Here is a 16,716-nt window from a genome sequence, read left to right as displayed (position 1 = left end):
CGAATGGAGCCACTTCTTAAGCTCATTCATCTGGCTTTCGCTATCTTGAAATCCGGTAAACCTTTTGATCCTAATTTTTCCCTTGCATGAGCGGGTTTAAGACGGTATCTACATTTTGTGAGTTTCGTAGGGTGGGCACGGTTTTTGTGCCCACGCGGCATTGGGACTATTCCTCTTATCCGTGGACAGAAAAGCTTTGTCCGCCACTTTCAAGGCTTTAACGCGTGGGCACTAGCGTACCCACCCTACATTTTGTGAGTGTTGATCGCTAAACCCAACTGTTGGTAATGCCGGTAACGCTGGCGGCCGGCTTGTTTGGACTCCTCGCTGTTGTCCAATATTTCCAAAATCCGTTCGGTTGGCGGTTCGGCGGGCGGGAATGCCGACGACAGGTTGACGATTACGCCGCGCCAGGCGTCCGGAATCTCGTTGCCGCCGATCAAAACCGTGCCGGGAAATTGCGGCAGCAAGCCACGATAGATTTGATGCGGTACGAAGCTGCCGGCGCGGAAGGTCCACAAGGCTTGGTCGATTTGCTCGGCCTGCTCGGCCGATTCGGCCAACACGTAACAGAAAAAGCCGCTACGGTAGATTTTCTCGATCAATTTGCAGGCGAATTCCTGGCGTTGCTGCTGGTCGTGCGTGCCGAGCACGTAGAAACTGACTTCAGGCAGTGCGCTGTCGGTGGCGGCGGTCATGGCGGTTTAGGCGGAGCGGAGCGGCCGCCGCTCCCGGTTGAGGTGAATCAGGCCTGAGCCCGGTTCAGCAGGTATTGCACCAACAACGGCACCGGCCGGCCGGTGGCGCCCTTGTTGGCGCCGGTGCGCCAGGCGGTGCCGGCGATGTCGATGTGGGCCCAACGGTATTCCTCGGCGAATTTGGACAGGAACACCGCTGCGGTGATGCTGCCGCCGTCCGGGCCGCCGATGTTGGCCAAGTCGGCGAAATTGGATTTCAGTTGTTCCTGGTATTCTTCCCAGATCGGCATCCGCCACAGCAAATCGCAGGCGGTTTCGCCGGCGCCGATCAGTTCGTTGCAGAGTTTGTCGTCGTTGCCGAACAAGCCGCTCGGCACCCGGCCTAAGGCGACGATGCAGGCGCCGGTCAAGGTCGCCATGTCGATGATCACGTCCGGGTTGTATTTTTTGGCATAGGTCAGCGTGTCGCACAGGATCAGGCGGCCTTCGGCATCGGTGTTCAAGATTTCGATGGTCTTGCCGGACATGCTGGTCCAGATGTCGCCCGGTTTGTTGGCGGCGCCGTCCGGCAGGTTTTCCGAGGACGGCACCAGGCCGACGATGTTCAGTTTCAAATTCAACAGGCTGGCGGCGCGGATGATACCCAGCACGCTGGCGCCGCCGCACATGTCGTATTTCATTTCGTCCATGCCCTGGCCGGGTTTCAAGGAAATGCCGCCGGCGTCGAAGGTCAGGCCTTTGCCGACCAGCACGATGGGTTTCGCGTTTTTGTCGCCGCCCCGGTACTCCAGGCAGATCAGTTTGGCCGGCTGGCGGCTGCCGCGGGTCACCGACAGGAACGAGCCCATGCCCAGCGCTTCCATGTCGCTTTCTTCCAGAATTTCGCAGCTCAACAGTTCGTGCTGGCCGGCCAGCGCCAAGGCTTGTTCGGCCAGATAGGTCGGGGTGCAGATGTTGCCGGGCAGGTCGGCCAGTTGTTTGGTCAGTTCCACGCCCAAGGCGATTGCGACGCCTTGTTGCAATCCGGTTGTTGCGGCGGCTTTTTGGCTGTCGTTGGCGAGAATGCTTAGCTGTTGCAGCGGGATTTTATCGTCGACTTTCTTGGTGGCGCTGTACTGGTACAGGCCGTCATTGAAGACTTCGACGATTTGCCGGGCTTTCCATGGGTTTTCGGCAGCGTCGACATCGATATCCAGCAGGGCGCAGCAGGCGTTTTGCACTTTGCTGTCTTTAACGGTTTTGGCCGCGGCGGCCAACGCCTTACGGTATTGTTTGCGGCTGACTTTGCCGCGCTCGCCAAAGCCGACCAGGACGATGCGGGCGATATTACCGTCCGCCAGGTTGTTGACCAACAGGGTTTCGGCGTTTTTGCCCTTGATGTCGCCCCGAGCGATCAGTTTGCCGATCAGGCCGCCCTGCGCCGTATCCATGACCGCGGCCGCCGGGCTGAGTTGCTGGTTTTCGTAGATACCCAGCAGCAGGCAATCGCTTTGCAGTTTGTCTAAGGGGGCGCTTTCTATAGAATAGTCCATTTGATACATCCACTATCAAGTGTCTTGGATTGAGGGTTTCTGCCGGTTGCAGCGGTATTGCGACCGATTATACATGAGAATATCGGGAGAGAGTCTTTGAGCGTCGAGCGCACAATGCCCAGTTCCGGCCGGCCGTTTCGGCTGTTGACCGTGCTGGATAAAATGATCATCAAGGAGTTGTTTTTCACGGTCACGGCGGTGCTGACCGTGCTGGTGGTGATTATCGTCAGCCGCAAATTCATTCGGGTGCTGGCACAGGCCATTGAGGGTAATATCGCCAATGAGACGGTGATGACCTTGCTGGCCATGAAAATCGTGATTGCCACCACGGCGTTTTTACCGGCCGCCTTGTTCATGGCGGTGTTGATGGTGTTGGGACGAATGTACCGCGAACAAGAAATGTCGGCCATTTCCTCGGCCGGCGGCGGGGCGTTCACGATTTACCGGTCGGTATTCTTGCTGGTGGTTCCGCTCAGCCTGGTTGGCGTGGGGCTGTCGATGTTTGCGGCGCCGTGGGCCGAGGCGCGGACCGAAGAATTGATGCACCAGGACAAGCAAAACGCCGATATCCGCGGTATTTCCGCCGGGCGTTTCAGCGAATACAGCGACGGCGAATTGATTTTCTATACCGAAACGGTGGACGACGAAGGCCGCATGCACCATGTGTTCGTGCAAAACAAGCAGGGCGGCAAGCTCGGCGTGGTCAATGCCGAATCGGGCTGGCTGAAAAATCTGCCGGGCGGTTTGTATCTGGTGTTGGAAAACGGCCAGCGGGTGATGGGCGTACCCGGCAATAAGGATTTCGTGATCGAAGCCTTCCAGGAATATTCGGTATTGATCGAAAAGAAAGTCACGGTGTTGAGTCTGGGCCGGGAGGCGATCCCGACCCGGGCCTTATGGGTGTCGCCGGAATTGCGCGACATTGCGGAAGTTCAAGACCGCTTGAATACGCCGCTGGGGGTGGTGTTGCTGGCAGTTTTGGCAGTGCCTTTGGCCAAACTGTCGCCGCGCGGCGGCATTTACGGCAGCATGCTGGTCGCCTTCGGCATTTACTTCGTCTACGGCAACCTGCAGCGGGTTAATCATAGTTGGGTCATCAGCGGCGCGTTGCCGGCTTGGGTCGGTTATTTTTGGGTGGATACGGCGTTATTGTTACTGGGGATAGCGATGCTGATCCGCCTGTACGGTTGGCGCTGGTGCTTGCAAAGTCTGACAGGAAAGGTTGCCGGATGAATGTGTTAACGCTTTATATCGTCAAGGAAGTCGTGAAAGGATCGCTGGTGGCGGTGATTTTGTTGCTGACCTTGTTCAATCTGTTCAGCTTCAGCGACGAATTAAAGGACTTGGGTCAGGGCGGCTACAATTTGCAGACCATTTTGTGGTTTCTGACCTTGACTTCGCCGCGGGTATTTTACGAATTGGTGCCGTCTTCGGCGCTGTTGGGGAGCCTGTTCGTGGTCGGGGCGATGGCTAACAACCGGGAAATCGTCGCGATGCGCGGTGCCGGACTGTCGGTGGCCTGGATCATCCGCACCATTATGCTGGCCGGGCTGGTGCTGGTAGTGGTTGCGGTCCTGGTCGGCGAATTCGTCGCGCCGCCTTGCGAACGCGCCGCGCAGTTGCTGAAAACGACGGCGTTGCACGACGGCGTGGTGATGCGGTCCCAATACGGCATGTGGCTGCGGGAAGGCGACAGTTTTATCAATGTCCGCAAAATTCTGGACGACGGGTCATTGGCTGACGTGCGGATTTACGATGTCGGCGAGGATAAACATCTGCAGCGCGTGACTCAGGCCGAGCACGCCCAGTTTCTCGGCGACAAGCAATGGCGGTTGGAGGGGGTCAAACATTCGGAAGTCACGCCGCAGCAAATACTCGCCGGCGCTCAGGAGCAGCAGGCTTGGCGTTCTGGGATAGACTCCGATCTGCTGAAAGTGGCCGTGGTCAATTCCGACAACCTGTCGCTGTACGATCTGTTCATGTATATCGATTTTCTGAAGCAGAACAATCAGAAATCGCAAAGTTACGAGTTGGCGTTTTGGAGCCGGTTGATTAATCCGTTCGTCACCTTCGTGATGTTGATGGTCTCGGCGCCGTTCGTGATCGGCATCGGCCGCGGCGTCAGTACCGGAGCGCGGATCATGATGGGTATTGTGATCGGCATGACCTTCAATATTTTCGATCGGATTGCCGGTCATGTCGGTTTGGTTTACGACATGAATCCGATGTTGATGGCAATGTTGCCGAGTACCTTGGTGTTTTGTTGCGCGTTGTACGCGGTGAAACGGGCCAGCTAAGGCAGGTGCATACTGAGTGGAATCTGGCCGAAGGCGCCGGTTGCTCTGCGGCAACCGGCTCGAGCGAAAGCGGGTTTTATTTGCGGGTCATGAACAGATAGAGAAATTTACATTTCAATACCATATCTTTTTCGTCCAGTTCCACGACGGCGCAGTCTTCGTATTTTTCCCGGCCCGGAGTGACTTGCTTTTTGATTAAGCCGTCGGCCACGCTGTATTTAATCGGAATGGTCATTTCGCCGATGCCGCTACGGGCATCTTCGCCGGTGGTGACCAATGTGCCGTCTTTTTGAAATTCCCAGGTTACTCGGAGCGGTTTTTTCTCTCTATCCAGGGCGAGGGATTCGGCAGTGACCTGCCATTTGCCCAACAGCTTGGCGTTGTCCGCCAACTTCACGTCGGCAACGGCATTGGCGGCGGTCAATGCGGCAAACAGGGATAGGGCTATTGTTATTGTTTTCATTGTGTGCTCCCGGCTCATGAAGAAGATTGAGCCGGGAATATAGCACATCCGATTTTGGCTTCAGCGCTTTTCTTCGCAGTAAACCACGCGGGTTTTGGACAGGCGGTCGTGCCAGCCTTGGCGGTCCTTGTCCAACAAGCACCAGAGAAAACCCAGGCCCAAACAGGCCCAGGATAACAGCGCGCTGAAAAAACGCAGGGTGGCTTGCGGCCAGCCGAGAGGTTGAGCGTTGGCGGAGACGACTTTGATTTTCCAGGCCTTTAAGCCCAGGGTTTGGCCGCCGTGGGTCCAAAACCAGCCGTAAAACGCAAAGCTCACGGCCAGTAGATAGATAGGATACAAGACTTGGCTTGCCGCGAAAGCCTCGCCGCCGTTAAAGGGTAGCGCCAGTGCGGTGGCCAGGAACAGCACAGCCAACAAAAGCAGCGCGTCGTATATGACGGCTCCCATGCGGCGTAAAAAACCCGGCCTCGCTATGGCAGCGGCGCCGGGTTCGGGTTGGCTCGGTGGATTTGCTCTGCGCAATTATTGTTCGAACAGGGCCAGTTTTTGTCCCATGTACATGCTCATTCCGACCAATGCGCCGACCATGGCGATGGAAAACACGAAAGGCGGCCGATGGAACAGCAAGATCGCGAAATCGGCAACAAACAGGCTGGTGAACAATGGGCGGTCGACAAAGCCCAGCAACATCTTTTTAAACATACGCTCCACACTCCGAAGTAAAGTGCCCGCGGCCTGACGAATGGGTGCGGGCTTGACTGGTATTCAAGGTATTACGCCGGTACGCGGCGCATGGTCGAATTCTACATTCAACACAAGGGAATGTAAAAGAAAGTGCTCGATTGAGCTTAATTCTGGCGAGGTGTTATGATAAAGCCTGATAGCTGCGCGTGCTGCAGCCACACGGTTTGGCAGGTTTCAATCAATTAAAGGAATACAATTATTTTTAGCTTCATCAAAAAGATCTTTGCACCCGTGAGTTTGGCCGCACCATCGGTCAGTGAGCCGGTCGTTGCCGATAGAGCGAAGATTTATCCGCGTTCCGAGCACTGCATCTCCCGCACCCAAATCAGCGAGAACGCACTCAAGGTATTGACGCGCTTGAAAAAAGCCGATTTCGAAGCCTATCTGGTCGGCGGTTGCGTACGGGACTTGCTGCTGGGACGGGAGCCCAAGGATTTCGATGTGGCGACCAACGCCAGCCCGGAGCAGGTGAAACAAATATTCCGCAATTGCCGCATTATTGGCCGCCGCTTCCGCTTGGCCCATGTCTTCTTCGGCCGGGAAATCATCGAAGTCGCCACCTTTCGCGGCGGCGCCGATAACGAGGAATCCGACCGCCAAGTGGTGCACGAAGACGGCCGCTTGCTGCGCGACAACGTGTTCGGAACGTTGGAAGAAGACGTCTGGCGTCGCGATTTCACGGTCAACGCCCTGTATTACAACATCCGGGATTTTTCGGTGGTCGATTACACCGGCGGTATGCAGGACCACGCGGCCGGGGTGTTGCGCCTGATCGGCGATCCGGAAGTCCGTTACCGGGAAGATCCGGTGCGGATGATCAGAGCCATTCGCTTTGCCGTCAAATTGGGCTTTACGCTGCATCCCGACACCGAGAAACCGATTCACGCCCAGGCCGACTTGCTGAAAAGCATTCCCTCCGCCCGGCTTTACGATGAGGTATTAAAGCTGTTCTTGGCCGGTTACGGTTTGCAAACCTTCGAAATGCTCCGGCATTACGGCTTGTTCGGAATTTTGTTCCCGGAGACCGAGCGCTGTCTGACTACCCAGGAACAGGACTTTCCGCGTCTGTTTTTGATTCGAGCGCTGGAAAACTCCGACCGGCGCTATAACGACGGCAAGACGCTGACGCCTTATTTTCTGCTGGCCGCACTGCTGTGGGAGCCGCTGCAAGTCGCCGCGCAAAAGCGCATCGGCAACGGCGAAAACGAGACGCTGGCTTACCAAAACGCCGCCAACGAAGTTTTGGCGCGGCAAATCAAAATCACCGCAATGCCCAGACACATCACGCAGTCGATGCGCGACGTCTGGTTCATGCAGCCCAAGTTTGCCCGCACCGTCGGCACCCGGCCGTATCGCTTGCTGGAGCAGCCTAAATTCAGGGCGGCTTACGATTTCTTTCAGCTGCGGGCGGAAACCGGCGGCGCCGATCCGCAACTGGTGGAATGGTGGGCGCAGTTCCAGGAGGCCGACGAGGAATTGCGCAAACAAATGACTGCGCCCGGCAAATCCGGCGGCGGCAAACCGCGCAACCGCAAATCCGGCCGCTACCGTTCCCGAACCAAACCGGTCGCCAATCCGCAATGACGGCGCTGAATCCCGGCGTCGAAGCCTATATCGGCCTGGGAAGCAATCTGGACAATCCGGTCGAACAACTCAAGCAAGCGCGGACCGAGATCGCGACGCTAGCCGGCGTCGCCGAATTGGCCTTTTCTCCACTTTACCGTAGCGCACCGGTTGGTCCGCAGGATCAGCCCGACTTTGTCAACGCGGTGATGAAAATATCCACGAGTCTGGAGGCAGCCGAGTTGCTACGCCAATTGCAGGCTATCGAAACCGCCCATGGCCGTTTGCGCTTGGTTCGCTGGGGGGCAAGGACGCTGGACCTGGATATTCTGCTTTACGGGTCAAGCATAATCACCGAAGCCGAGTTGGTCGTACCGCACCCGGAAATGGCGAAACGGGGGTTTGTGCTGTATCCGTTGGCCGACATCGCGCCGGCCGATTTGCCTATCCCAGGGTTCGGGCCGCTGGCGGACTTGCTGACTGCTTGCCCCCAGGCCGGTTTACAGAGGCTGGAGCCATGAAACTTTACGCCGATACCGCAAAAAGTCTGACCATCAGCGATTTGGCCGCGATGAAGCGTAACGGCGAGAAAATCAGTTGCCTGACCGCTTACGATGCCAGTTTCTCGGCGCTGTTGGATCAGGTCGGAATCGACGTGCTGTTGGTCGGCGATTCGTTGGGCATGGTGATCCAAGGTGCCAACAGCACCGTGCCGGTCACGGTCGACGACATGGCGTACCATTGCCGGTGCGTGGCAGGCGCGGCGCAACGGGCTTTCATCGTCGCCGATTTGCCGTTTGCCAGCTACGCCGAACCAACCCAAGCCTTGGCCAATGCAGCGCGCTTGATGCAGCAAGGCATGGCGCAGATGGTCAAGCTGGAGGGCGCAAAAATCGACGTGGTGCGTTTTCTGGTGGACCAGGGTGTGCCGGTTTGCGGCCATCTGGGTTTACTGCCGCAATCGGTCAACCGCTTGGGCGGATATCGGGTGCAAGGCCGCGACGCTGCGCAGGCCGAAGCTATCTTGCGAGAGGCGCAGCAACTGGAACAAGCCGGGGCCGGGCTGTTGGTGCTGGAATGCGTGCCGGCTGCGCTGGCTAAAACAATCAGCCAAACCCTGGGCATTCCGGTGATCGGTATCGGCGCCGGCGTCGACTGCGACGGTCAGGTACTGGTGTTGTACGATATGCTCAACATCGGTGCCGGCAATCGGCCCCGCTTCTCCCGCAACTTCATGGCCGGTGCGGCCAGCATAGAAGACGCTGTCGGCCGTTACCATCAGGCGGTTAAAGCCGCGCAATTCCCCGGTTTGGAACACAGCTACTAATCCATGCAAACGGTCGATAACGTCGCCGAGTTAAGGCAAATCATTCGGCAATGGCGGCAAGCCGGCCAGAGCATCGGCTTCGTGCCGACCATGGGCAATCTGCACGCCGGCCATATTCATTTGGTCGAAACCGCCAAGACGCAAGCGGACAGGGTTGTCGCCAGTATTTTCGTTAATCCCACCCAATTCGGCCCGAACGAAGACTTCGATAGCTACCCGCGCACCGAAACCCAGGATACGGAAAAATTGGCCGCCTGCGGCGCCGACTTATTGTTTTTGCCCGGTGTCGCCGAAATATATCCGCGGGCTTCGCAAACCCGGGTGTCGGTTGCGGGGCTATCTGCTTTGCATTGCGGTGCCAGTCGGCCCGGCCATTTCGACGGGGTCGCCCTGGTGGTTTGCAAGTTGTTGAACATGGTCCAACCGGATTGGCTGTTGATGGGGGAAAAGGATTTTCAGCAGTTGGCTCTGATTCGGCAGATGGTGGCCGATTTGAATATTCCGGTTACGGTGCAGGGTGTAGCGACGGTGCGGGAAGCCGACGGCTTGGCGATGAGTTCGCGCAATGGTTATTTGACCAAGTCGCAGCGGCAAACTGCGCCGGCTTTGTACCGGGCTTTAATTGAAGCCCGCGATACCTTGCTGGCCGGGGCGGCCGATTATCGAGCGGTGGAGGGCGGCGGTAAACACGCGTTGCGAGCGGCCGGATTTAACGTGGATTATTTTTCGGTCTGCCGGATCGCCGACTTACAGCCGGCCGTACCCGGCGATACGGAGCTGGTGGTGTTGGCCGCCGCCAAATTGGGTTCTACCCGCCTGATAGACAATGTGTATTTTTGTATGCCAAGCGCTTGAAGATGCAGGGTTTTCGCGCAAAAATGCTAATGCTTAAATTTGATAGCCAATCCGATTTCAGGCATAATCGCCTGCCCTAGTATTGGAACTTGCTTACCATGAACATAAACATGCTTAAAGCCAAGCTGCATCGCGCCCGCGTGACCAATTCGGAATTGGACTACGAGGGTTCATGCGCGATCGACGGCAAGATTTTGGATTTTTCAGGGATCCGGGAATACGAGCAAATCCATATCTATAACATCAACAACGGCCAGCGTTTTACTACTTACGCTATCCGTGCCGAAGAGGGCTCGGGCATTTTCTCGATTAACGGCGCGGCCGCCCGTTTGGCATGCCCCGGCGATTTAATTATCGTCTGCGCCTTCGCCAGTCTCGACGAGAAGGAACTGAAAAACTACAAGCCGACTTTGGTTTACTTCGACGGCAACAACAAAATCACTCATTCCAGTCATTCCATTCCTGTTCAGGCCGCCTGATTCGATCGGCCGCCGCGGTTGATGCGGCGGCCGATAGCCTTTTTAGGCTTCAGATACGTCTATTTCGCTGACTTTCTCGGTCAGTGTAATGCTCTGCTCTATCGCCACCAGTATCTTTTGCATGCCGATCCGTTTGTTGGCATTAATCAAGATCGGCGATTTAATCGAACCCTTGATAGTGGGTTTGCCGTTCTCCTGCTCGTTGTCCTTATGCAGCAGGATCAGAATTACCAATTCGTCACCGGGGGCAACTTGCAGCAAGTCTTCCTCGGGATCGGTCACGGTAAAGTTGTAGTTGATGTTGAAATGGGCAGGATGTGCGACCGAGAAGGTCAGGTCTTCATTGTCCACCGATTGCAGCCAATATACGATTTCGCTACCTTCCTGATGGAACAGTTTGAAACGGGTTTGATCTTCAAAACCGGGCAGGCCGCGCGGAAAATTGATGATGGTTTCCGGATTGATTTCCTGGTTGCCTAATAACTTCGATTGAATTTCCATGGTCCCGCCCGTGTTGAATGAAATCTGAATCGGCAATTTCTGCCTAACGCACCAATGTATAGCACGGAGCCGGTTATTTGCAATCTCGCGGGCCGAAACGGGAGTTGCCGGCAATGAAAAAATGCGCATTGATCTGGCTACACCGTTAGCGGGAGTTGTGCGGTAGCTGTCGGCAGGAAATCAGGAAAAAGCCAACCGCAAATTCAAACAGAAAGGTTTGCCGAAATTCGGGAAGGGAAATCAAAACGGCCCGCAGAAGCGGGCCGTTCAAAGCGTGGAGTGCGGAAAATTAAGCGAGGGTTCTACGGCGCTGCCAGCCCAAAAATCCCACCACGCCGCTCAAGAACATCCAGGCGCTTGCCGGCAACGGCACGCCGGTAACGGTGTCGGTAGGCGCCAAATTATTGATGAAAGAATCGCTGTTGCCCGCCGCGCCGATCGATCTGACGTGCAAACCGATCCGCAACGTACCGCTAGTCAGCGCGGTCGTGACGTCGTCGAAACTGTAGCCGCTATTTAGCGAGACCAGGATTCCTAGTAGATCGGAACTGGTATTCACGCCGAGATTCGGATTGCCCGGGTCGACATTGGCACCGAAATAAGGCGTAGGCGCGAAACCGGGAACTGCGTTATTGCCGCCCGGCAATACGACGTTTTTCAAGGTTCCGTTGGGTTTGGTCCAGCTTACCGGGCTGAAAGAGGTAAAACCGCTCAGGCTATTGAAGATCGAGGTTTGCGAAGCCAGCAAGCCACTATCGTCGAAATAAACTTCGGCGATGTTGGCAGCGATCTGGGCACTGTTGGCAAAAGTAAACAGAATTTTGTTGGTCAAGGATTGATTCAAAAATGCCGCGGCGTCGGTATTGTTGTAAACGTCCATTTGCAACTGGCTACCGATATCTTCGGTGCCGTTGCTGGTGATGCGGGTGAAATTAAAGCTGGTCGGCGCGGCCAGCGCGGATGCCGACGATAACATTAAAATGCCGGCCATCGCCGCGCTTTTGAAAATGGCGGTCACATTCATAGATTGTCTCCAAGGAGTAAAAAAGTGTTGCAGACAATCATACTGGGCTAAAACTTAACTGTGACTGAACCAAAGGACAATAGGCTTCATTCGAGGCTGCCTTGCAATCGGGTCACCCAGGAGTCCTTTGCGTAAGGATCGATGTGAAATGCCGATGCGGCCGGTTTATGCAGCAAGCCCTCTTCGCCGGATGCGTTTGGATTGAGTTGGCGTTTCTCGACGAAATCGATTAGCCGGCGCAAATGGTAGATCGCCAATACCCGGTTGGTTTCGGCGCCCTTGTATACCAAATAGCCGACGTTGTCTTCCCCAATGTCGCTGTTGCGTGCCAGTAAACCGGCCAAGCGTTGCTCGTCAGTGCCGGCCAGGCTTTTCAAGGTGGAATCCGGATGCGCGCGGCTCAAGTCGAGTAAATGTGATGCCAGGTTGCCATTCAGCTGCTGTTGTTGCAGGTGATCCAATTCGCCGTCGTCCAACAGAAAGCTTTCGGCAACCAGATAGTGCCGGTCGCGCTCGCCGTCGTTGGCGAACAGCGATATTTTCGACACTGCCGTGTCTTCCAGTGCGTGCAAAAACTCTTGCGGCGAGCGTATGTGCTTGTCGATGGTCACAACCCAAGGCAAGGCGCGGCCGCTCGCGTGAAACCGGGTTTTGACGCTGCCTACCACACCGGAGCGCGATAGCTCTAACTCCCGGCCGGCCGGCTTCACCAAGAAAGCGTCTACTGCGGTAATCTGCGTGCGAAAACCGGCCGCCCGGAATTGGCTGATGATCGTCGAATAACGCGGATGGTAAGGAATACCGGTGCCGTCGTACAAAATGTTGATACGTTGTTCGCGAGCCCTTTGCGCGACCAGGTCGCGTAGCCGGTTGGCGAAGGGTTCGATGTAAATGTAATCGTCGCTGTGATGATTGGCGGCGGTCAGTAAACGATATAAATCGCTGAGTTTGCGGAATTCGTCCAGCGATGCGATGACGAAATTGTCGCCGCAAATTGCGCCGGCAATTTCTTCAACCGCGGTTTTGCCGGCCCCGGCTCCGCCCATACTCATTAAAAACTGCGGTTCCGCCGCCGGCGTTTTACCGGTAAAGATCGCATCGCAGGCCGCCAGCAGGATGCGGTTGATTTTGCCAAGCCGGTCGTAGGCGATTTCCACCGTGCGCCGCAGCCTTGTCTCCCGCTGGGCGGCGGTCAGCATCTTGTCTTTTAAAGACGGGTTGTCCGCCAATAAGAACAAGTTAGCCTGTTCTCCGCCACACTGTCGCAGCAGGTCGAGCAGTTCGGCCTGACTCGGCGAGCGCAAACCGGTCAACATGTTGACGTCAAGGCAAAATAAAGGCGCAATCCCATCACTGCGGACCGGAATCGCGTCGACCTCGGTCTTGCCCGGCGCGCGCAAGTCCTCGGTGCCGGGCAGATAGCCGATCACGTGTTCCGACACACTGAGCGGGTTGTCCGCGAAGTGCTGGCCGGCGATCAGTTGCTCGGCTGAAATACTCGATAACGGTACCAGGCCGCCTGTGACGGTGAGCAGGCATTCGATGCCGTCCGGTGTGGTGTGGGACAGAAATGGAATGCCGAGCAAAAAGCGCTTGTTTTCCGGCCATCTGCCGTAGCGGTTGGCGTGATTGCACAGGTGTTTGGTCCGGGTACAATCCAGCGCGTGCTGGAAGGCTCGGCTCAATGCCCGGTGCTGGCTGGCGTGATTGTGTAACACCCGAGCGTCTTCCGCAGTCAGGCGGCGGAAATCGATGCCTTGGTCGTAAACCGCTTTGAAGGCCGGCAGATTGCCTAATGCGGTGATAAAGAAGTCCAGCGTGATCCGGTTGCCGTAAGCAAATGGCCTGATTACCCTTAACGAGTGGTAAAAGCTCGCCAGCCGCTCGGCGATGTCTTCGCTGTAAATAACAAAACCGTTGTTGTCGAAAATCGCACTGTCGCGATTGCTGTCGCCGTCGAGCACCAAGCGCTCGATAGCGATCCGGAATTGCTTGCGCTTATCGGCCTTCGGCATCGTGCCGGGGCGGTGCGGGACCGTGGGCTGTTCTTTCCAGTCGCTGAACATTTCGCGGTGAATCCGCGAATATAAACCGGTCATGTAGGTGACCCGTTTGGTCTGATCGTGAGAAACCGTGGTTTCCAATTCGTTCAATAGCGTGGACAGCAAGCTGGTGCCCTGGGCAATCGCCAGTGCAGTACGCAAGCGTTTTAATGGGCGGTAACCCGGCAGGGTCCGGCAGGGGTTTGACATGTTTTACCCTCTTATTATTTTTTTCGATTGGGATTCGGCCGTCGCCGGCGCTGAAAATTACGTGGTTTGCCGGCAGAAATCAATTGCCCGATGCGTATCTTGACATACCCCATCGCTTCCTGCGGAAAGAAGCCGAATGGTTCGGTGTCCGGGCATGTCGGCTGGTCTTGAGTCGACTGACTTTGCGCGTTTCGGTCGAGGGGCTGCCGAAGCGATAAAACCAGTCTAATCATGCGGGATTGGCGGCCCGATTCTCAGCGTTGGGTTAGCATCTAAATTTGTCGGCTGCGAATACGTTCGGAACAATCCTTGCCTATACTTTGCAGCAATTAATTACATGGGCTTAATTTATGGATTTTTTGATTGCTCCGGCCGTGACGCTGATGAATAGACTGAGTTATCCGGCCAAATTCACGTTGTTGTTCTTGATAGTCTTGATCCCGATGCTGGCGATGGGCAGTATTTTGGTCAAGCAATTTGTCGGCGAAGCCGAATATCTGCAAGGCGAACGACTGGGCCTGGACTATATCAAGCTGCTGAGATTGCCGATCGAGCATATTCAACAGCACCGGGGCATGACTAACGCTTACCGCAACGGCGCCGGACAGTTCAAGGAACGCATCGTCGGCAAGCGCCAGGAGATCAATGCCGATTTCACCGAGTTGGCGCGGCTGGATCAAACGGCAACTTCCCTCCTGAAAACCGCGGAGCGGTTGGACAAACTCAAGCAGCAATGGGAAACAGTCCAAACCAACGCGATGGATCAGGAACTGAGCGCAGTGATAGGAGCCCACAATAATTTGATTGCCGATGGTCTGGATTTGATCACCCATATCGCCAATACGTCCGGCATCATCCTCGATCCGAAGCTGGACAGCTTTCATCTGGGTTTCGCGCTGACCGCGGATTTACCGCAACTGATCGAATTCATGGGCCAAACCCGAGCGCTGGCTTCCGGTGTTGCGGCGAAAGGCCAACTCAGCCCCGAAGCGAAAAATAAACTGCTGCTTTCGATGGCCAATATCGGCACCTATGCCCATAAGCTGGATAGCGGCCTACGGGTGGCGGCTGCCGAAAATCCCGCGGTCGGCGCCAAGCTGCAGAGCTTGATCCAAAACCATAACCAGGCCTTGACAGCGATGCAGGATTTAATCCGCCGCGAATTGCTGGAAAGCGAGACCGTCAACGTCGGCAGCGACAGCGTGTTTCAGACTGCTACCGAAGCCATCACCCAGTCTTACCGACTTTACGACGGTCTGATTCACGAACTGAGCGCGCTGTTCGCAGCCCGCGCTGACGCGGCTAACCAATCTTTGCAGTTTACCGTGGCTGGCGTGGCCGGCGTGCTGTTCGTCGTGGTGCTGCTGCTGGCCGGGTTGACCCGTTCGGTTAACCGGAATATCGCGCTGATCAATAGTGCAACCCAGCGCATCGCCAAAAACGATTTGACGGTACGCCTGACTATCGATTCCGCAGACGAAATGCGCGAAATCGGCAAAAACTTCAATGCGATGGTCGAAACCAGCTCGGCCCTGCTGCGTGAGATCATGCTCACCAGTACCGACTTGCGTGTGTCTTCTGAGCAAGTCTATAGCGTTGCCAACCAAAGTGCAGCCCACATCGATCGCCAGCGCCAGGAAACCGCTTCGGTGGCGACGGCGGTCACCGAAATGAGCGCGACGATCCACGAAGTGGCGTCTACTACCAACAATGCGGCGCAAGCGGCGAGCAGCGCCAACGAACAAGCCAAAAACGGCAAAAATGTGGTGCAAGGCACTACCCAGGCCATCAGTCAACTGGCGCGAGATGTCGAAGCGGCCGCTAACGTGATTCGAAATCTGGAAAAGAGCAGCGAATCGATCGGCGCGTTGTTGGATGTGATCAAAAGCATCGCCGAACAGACCAATCTGCTGGCATTGAATGCGGCAATCGAAGCGGCCAGAGCCGGCGAGCACGGCCGCGGTTTCGCGGTCGTAGCCGACGAGGTGCGCAGCCTGGCCAGCCGGACCCAAGAATCCACTGCAACGATAGAAAACATGATCGCCCAATTGCAAAGCGGTACGCGCGAGGCGGTCAGGGTGATGCAACAGAGCTGTAATCAAGCCCAGATCGGCGTCGAGCGCTCGCAAGATGCCATGCAGATGTTGGAATCGATTAGCCGCTCGGTAGCGACGATCGACGCGATGAATTTGCAGATCGCCAGCGCTTCGGAACAGCAAAGCGCCGTCACCGAGGAAATCAACCGCAATATCATTCATATCACCAGCCTGTCGGAACAAACCGCAACCGGCGCCGAACAAACCACGCAAGCCGCCAGCCATCTGAATCGGCTGGCGGAAAATCTGAACGGTTTGATTAACCAGTTCAAGATCGGCGCTTGACTTGCCGGGCAGCCCGGTAAACTGGCGTGCCTGGTTACAGCGGAGCACGACTATGAAAACCTTGATGTTATTGCTAAGTATTTGCGGCGTGGCGCTGCCGGCGTTCGGCGCCGAAACCTGCGCCGATTTGTTGAACTTTAAAATGGCCCGACTGCGTTCGACCGAACAAATCGACTTTTGCCAAGCCTTCCGGGGCAAACTGGTTCTGGCGGTCAACACCGCCAGCAATTGCGGCTACACCCCGCAATTCAAAGGTCTGGAAGCGCTATATCAAAAATACAAGGATCGCGGCTTGGCAGTGGTGGGCTTTCCGTCCAACGACTTCAATCAGGAATTCGACGAGGCCGAAAAAACCGCGAAAGTGTGTTACATCAATTACGGCGTGACCTTCCCGATGCTGGAGAAAAGCGCGGTGACCGGCGCCAATGCCAACCCATTCTTCCGGAAACTGGCCGAGGCCAGCGGCCAGGCGCCGCAATGGAATTTTCATAAATATCTGATCGGCCGTAACGGCGAGTTGATCTCGGCTTTCCCCAGCAACACCACGCCGGAGCAATTGGACGCCAAAATCGGCGAATTGCTGTCCGGGCGTTGATT

At 56.1% G+C, this 16,716-nt stretch carries 17 protein-coding genes; 9 read left to right on the top strand and 8 right to left on the bottom strand.

Translation table 11 applies throughout. The features are described 5' to 3' along the window. Window positions 1-245 precede the first annotated feature (245 nt). Window positions 246-698, bottom strand: coding sequence for a DNA polymerase III subunit chi (locus C2U68_RS12280; RefSeq protein ID WP_140912774.1), 453 nt, complete (start codon window positions 696-698; stop codon window positions 246-248). 47 nt (window positions 699-745) lie between these two features. Continuing rightward, complete coding sequence (locus C2U68_RS12275) at window positions 746-2,230, bottom strand: leucyl aminopeptidase (protein WP_140912773.1); 1,485 nt, start codon at window positions 2,228-2,230, stop codon at window positions 746-748. A gap of 96 nt (window positions 2,231-2,326) precedes the next feature. Here C2U68_RS12275 and lptF point away from each other — a divergent pair, with 96 nt between their 5' ends. Together lptF and lptG are read left to right on the top strand one after the other, a co-directional pair. Beyond that, the gene (lptF, locus tag C2U68_RS12270) at window positions 2,327-3,463 is read left to right on the top strand and encodes an LPS export ABC transporter permease LptF (protein ID WP_140912772.1); all 1,137 of its coding nucleotides are present in this window, start codon (window positions 2,327-2,329) and stop codon (window positions 3,461-3,463) included. Next, the gene (gene lptG, locus C2U68_RS12265; protein ID WP_140912771.1) at window positions 3,460-4,527 is read left to right on the top strand and encodes an LPS export ABC transporter permease LptG; all 1,068 of its coding nucleotides are present in this window, start codon (window positions 3,460-3,462) and stop codon (window positions 4,525-4,527) included. The genes lptF and lptG overlap by 4 nt, the downstream gene beginning before the upstream one ends. A gap of 76 nt (window positions 4,528-4,603) precedes the next feature. On the opposite strand, the gene C2U68_RS12260 is transcribed toward lptG, so the two are convergent. From C2U68_RS12260 to C2U68_RS12250, 3 genes are read right to left on the bottom strand one after another with little or no spacing between them, the layout of a single operon-like run. Then, window positions 4,604-4,990: a hypothetical protein gene (locus tag C2U68_RS12260; protein WP_140912770.1), complete on the bottom strand. Its 387-nt coding sequence runs from the start codon at window positions 4,988-4,990 to the stop codon at window positions 4,604-4,606. A gap of 60 nt (window positions 4,991-5,050) precedes the next feature. Next, window positions 5,051-5,515: an RDD family protein gene (locus C2U68_RS12255; RefSeq protein WP_140912769.1), complete on the bottom strand. Its 465-nt coding sequence runs from the start codon at window positions 5,513-5,515 to the stop codon at window positions 5,051-5,053. Next, on the bottom strand, window positions 5,516-5,695 hold the full coding sequence (locus tag C2U68_RS12250; protein WP_140912768.1) for a hypothetical protein: 180 nt from the start codon (window positions 5,693-5,695) through the stop codon (window positions 5,516-5,518). Window positions 5,696-5,968: 273 nt separating this feature from the next. Between C2U68_RS12250 and pcnB the strand changes: the two genes are divergently transcribed. From pcnB to panD, 5 genes are all read left to right on the top strand, one after another. Then, the gene (gene pcnB / locus C2U68_RS12245) at window positions 5,969-7,321 is read left to right on the top strand and encodes a polynucleotide adenylyltransferase PcnB (RefSeq protein ID WP_260839333.1); all 1,353 of its coding nucleotides are present in this window, start codon (window positions 5,969-5,971) and stop codon (window positions 7,319-7,321) included. Further along, the gene (gene folK, locus C2U68_RS12240) at window positions 7,318-7,821 is read left to right on the top strand and encodes a 2-amino-4-hydroxy-6-hydroxymethyldihydropteridine diphosphokinase (protein WP_140912766.1); all 504 of its coding nucleotides are present in this window, start codon (window positions 7,318-7,320) and stop codon (window positions 7,819-7,821) included. Before pcnB ends, folK begins: the two co-directional genes overlap by 4 nt. Continuing rightward, window positions 7,818-8,627 carry a 3-methyl-2-oxobutanoate hydroxymethyltransferase gene (panB, locus tag C2U68_RS12235; protein WP_140912765.1) on the top strand — a complete coding sequence of 270 codons (810 nt, stop codon included), beginning with the start codon at window positions 7,818-7,820 and terminating at the stop codon, window positions 8,625-8,627. Before folK ends, panB begins: the two co-directional genes overlap by 4 nt. Before the next feature lie 3 nt (window positions 8,628-8,630). After that, on the top strand, window positions 8,631-9,482 hold the full coding sequence (gene panC / locus C2U68_RS12230) for a pantoate--beta-alanine ligase (protein WP_140912764.1): 852 nt from the start codon (window positions 8,631-8,633) through the stop codon (window positions 9,480-9,482). A 98-nt stretch (window positions 9,483-9,580) separates the two neighbouring features. After that, complete coding sequence (panD, locus tag C2U68_RS12225; protein ID WP_140912763.1) at window positions 9,581-9,961, top strand: aspartate 1-decarboxylase; 381 nt, start codon at window positions 9,581-9,583, stop codon at window positions 9,959-9,961. A gap of 42 nt (window positions 9,962-10,003) precedes the next feature. Here panD and fliW read toward each other — a convergent pair whose 3' ends face one another. The 3 genes from fliW to C2U68_RS12210 all read right to left on the bottom strand — a co-directional run bounded on the left by fliW (window position 10,004) and on the right by C2U68_RS12210 (window position 13,738). Then, window positions 10,004-10,462 (bottom strand): flagellar assembly protein FliW, encoded by a 459-nt coding sequence (gene fliW / locus C2U68_RS12220; RefSeq protein ID WP_140912762.1) that lies wholly within the window; start codon window positions 10,460-10,462, stop codon window positions 10,004-10,006. A 289-nt stretch (window positions 10,463-10,751) separates the two neighbouring features. Then, the gene (locus C2U68_RS12215; RefSeq protein WP_140912761.1) at window positions 10,752-11,486 is read right to left on the bottom strand and encodes a VPLPA-CTERM sorting domain-containing protein; all 735 of its coding nucleotides are present in this window, start codon (window positions 11,484-11,486) and stop codon (window positions 10,752-10,754) included. An 86-nt stretch (window positions 11,487-11,572) separates the two neighbouring features. Further along, window positions 11,573-13,738, bottom strand: a complete 2,166-nt coding sequence (locus C2U68_RS12210) for a zeta toxin family protein (RefSeq protein WP_140912760.1) — start codon at window positions 13,736-13,738, stop codon at window positions 11,573-11,575. A 383-nt stretch (window positions 13,739-14,121) separates the two neighbouring features. Between C2U68_RS12210 and C2U68_RS12205 the strand changes: the two genes are divergently transcribed. Both C2U68_RS12205 and C2U68_RS12200 read left to right on the top strand, forming a co-directional pair. Further along, window positions 14,122-16,119: a methyl-accepting chemotaxis protein gene (locus C2U68_RS12205; protein ID WP_186289595.1), complete on the top strand. Its 1,998-nt coding sequence runs from the start codon at window positions 14,122-14,124 to the stop codon at window positions 16,117-16,119. Window positions 16,120-16,171: 52 nt separating this feature from the next. Further along, a complete protein-coding gene (locus C2U68_RS12200; protein WP_140912758.1) occupies window positions 16,172-16,714 on the top strand; it encodes a glutathione peroxidase in 543 nt (180 codons plus the stop codon). Window positions 16,715-16,716 lie beyond the last annotated feature (2 nt).

Origin of the sequence: Methylomonas koyamae (assembly GCF_006483455.1) — a bacterium.
In the GTDB taxonomy this organism is placed as follows: Bacteria; Pseudomonadota; Gammaproteobacteria; order Methylococcales; family Methylomonadaceae; genus Methylomonas; species Methylomonas koyamae_B.
This window is presented reverse-complemented; position numbering and strand designations above follow the sequence as displayed.

Excerpts from the sequence above, each read along its gene's own strand:
- C2U68_RS12280 (WP_140912774.1), bottom strand. The coding sequence starts at position 698 with ATGACCGCCGCCACCGACAGCGCACTGCCTGAAGTCAGTTTCTACGTG.
- lptG (WP_140912771.1), top strand. The coding sequence starts at position 3,460 with ATGAATGTGTTAACGCTTTATATCGTCAAGGAAGTCGTGAAAGGATCG.
- C2U68_RS12275 (WP_140912773.1), bottom strand. The coding sequence starts at position 2,230 with ATGGACTATTCTATAGAAAGCGCCCCCTTAGACAAACTGCAAAGCGAT.
- C2U68_RS12250 (WP_140912768.1), bottom strand. The coding sequence starts at position 5,695 with ATGTTTAAAAAGATGTTGCTGGGCTTTGTCGACCGCCCATTGTTCACC.
- C2U68_RS12260 (WP_140912770.1), bottom strand. The coding sequence starts at position 4,990 with ATGAAAACAATAACAATAGCCCTATCCCTGTTTGCCGCATTGACCGCC.
- panB (WP_140912765.1), top strand. The coding sequence starts at position 7,818 with ATGAAACTTTACGCCGATACCGCAAAAAGTCTGACCATCAGCGATTTG.
- C2U68_RS12200 (WP_140912758.1), top strand. The coding sequence starts at position 16,172 with ATGAAAACCTTGATGTTATTGCTAAGTATTTGCGGCGTGGCGCTGCCG.
- folK (WP_140912766.1), top strand. The coding sequence starts at position 7,318 with ATGACGGCGCTGAATCCCGGCGTCGAAGCCTATATCGGCCTGGGAAGC.
- fliW (WP_140912762.1), bottom strand. The coding sequence starts at position 10,462 with ATGGAAATTCAATCGAAGTTATTAGGCAACCAGGAAATCAATCCGGAA.
- C2U68_RS12215 (WP_140912761.1), bottom strand. The coding sequence starts at position 11,486 with ATGAATGTGACCGCCATTTTCAAAAGCGCGGCGATGGCCGGCATTTTA.
- panC (WP_140912764.1), top strand. The coding sequence starts at position 8,631 with ATGCAAACGGTCGATAACGTCGCCGAGTTAAGGCAAATCATTCGGCAA.
- C2U68_RS12210 (WP_140912760.1), bottom strand. The coding sequence starts at position 13,738 with ATGTCAAACCCCTGCCGGACCCTGCCGGGTTACCGCCCATTAAAACGC.
- C2U68_RS12205 (WP_186289595.1), top strand. The coding sequence starts at position 14,122 with ATGAATAGACTGAGTTATCCGGCCAAATTCACGTTGTTGTTCTTGATA.
- panD (WP_140912763.1), top strand. The coding sequence starts at position 9,581 with ATGAACATAAACATGCTTAAAGCCAAGCTGCATCGCGCCCGCGTGACC.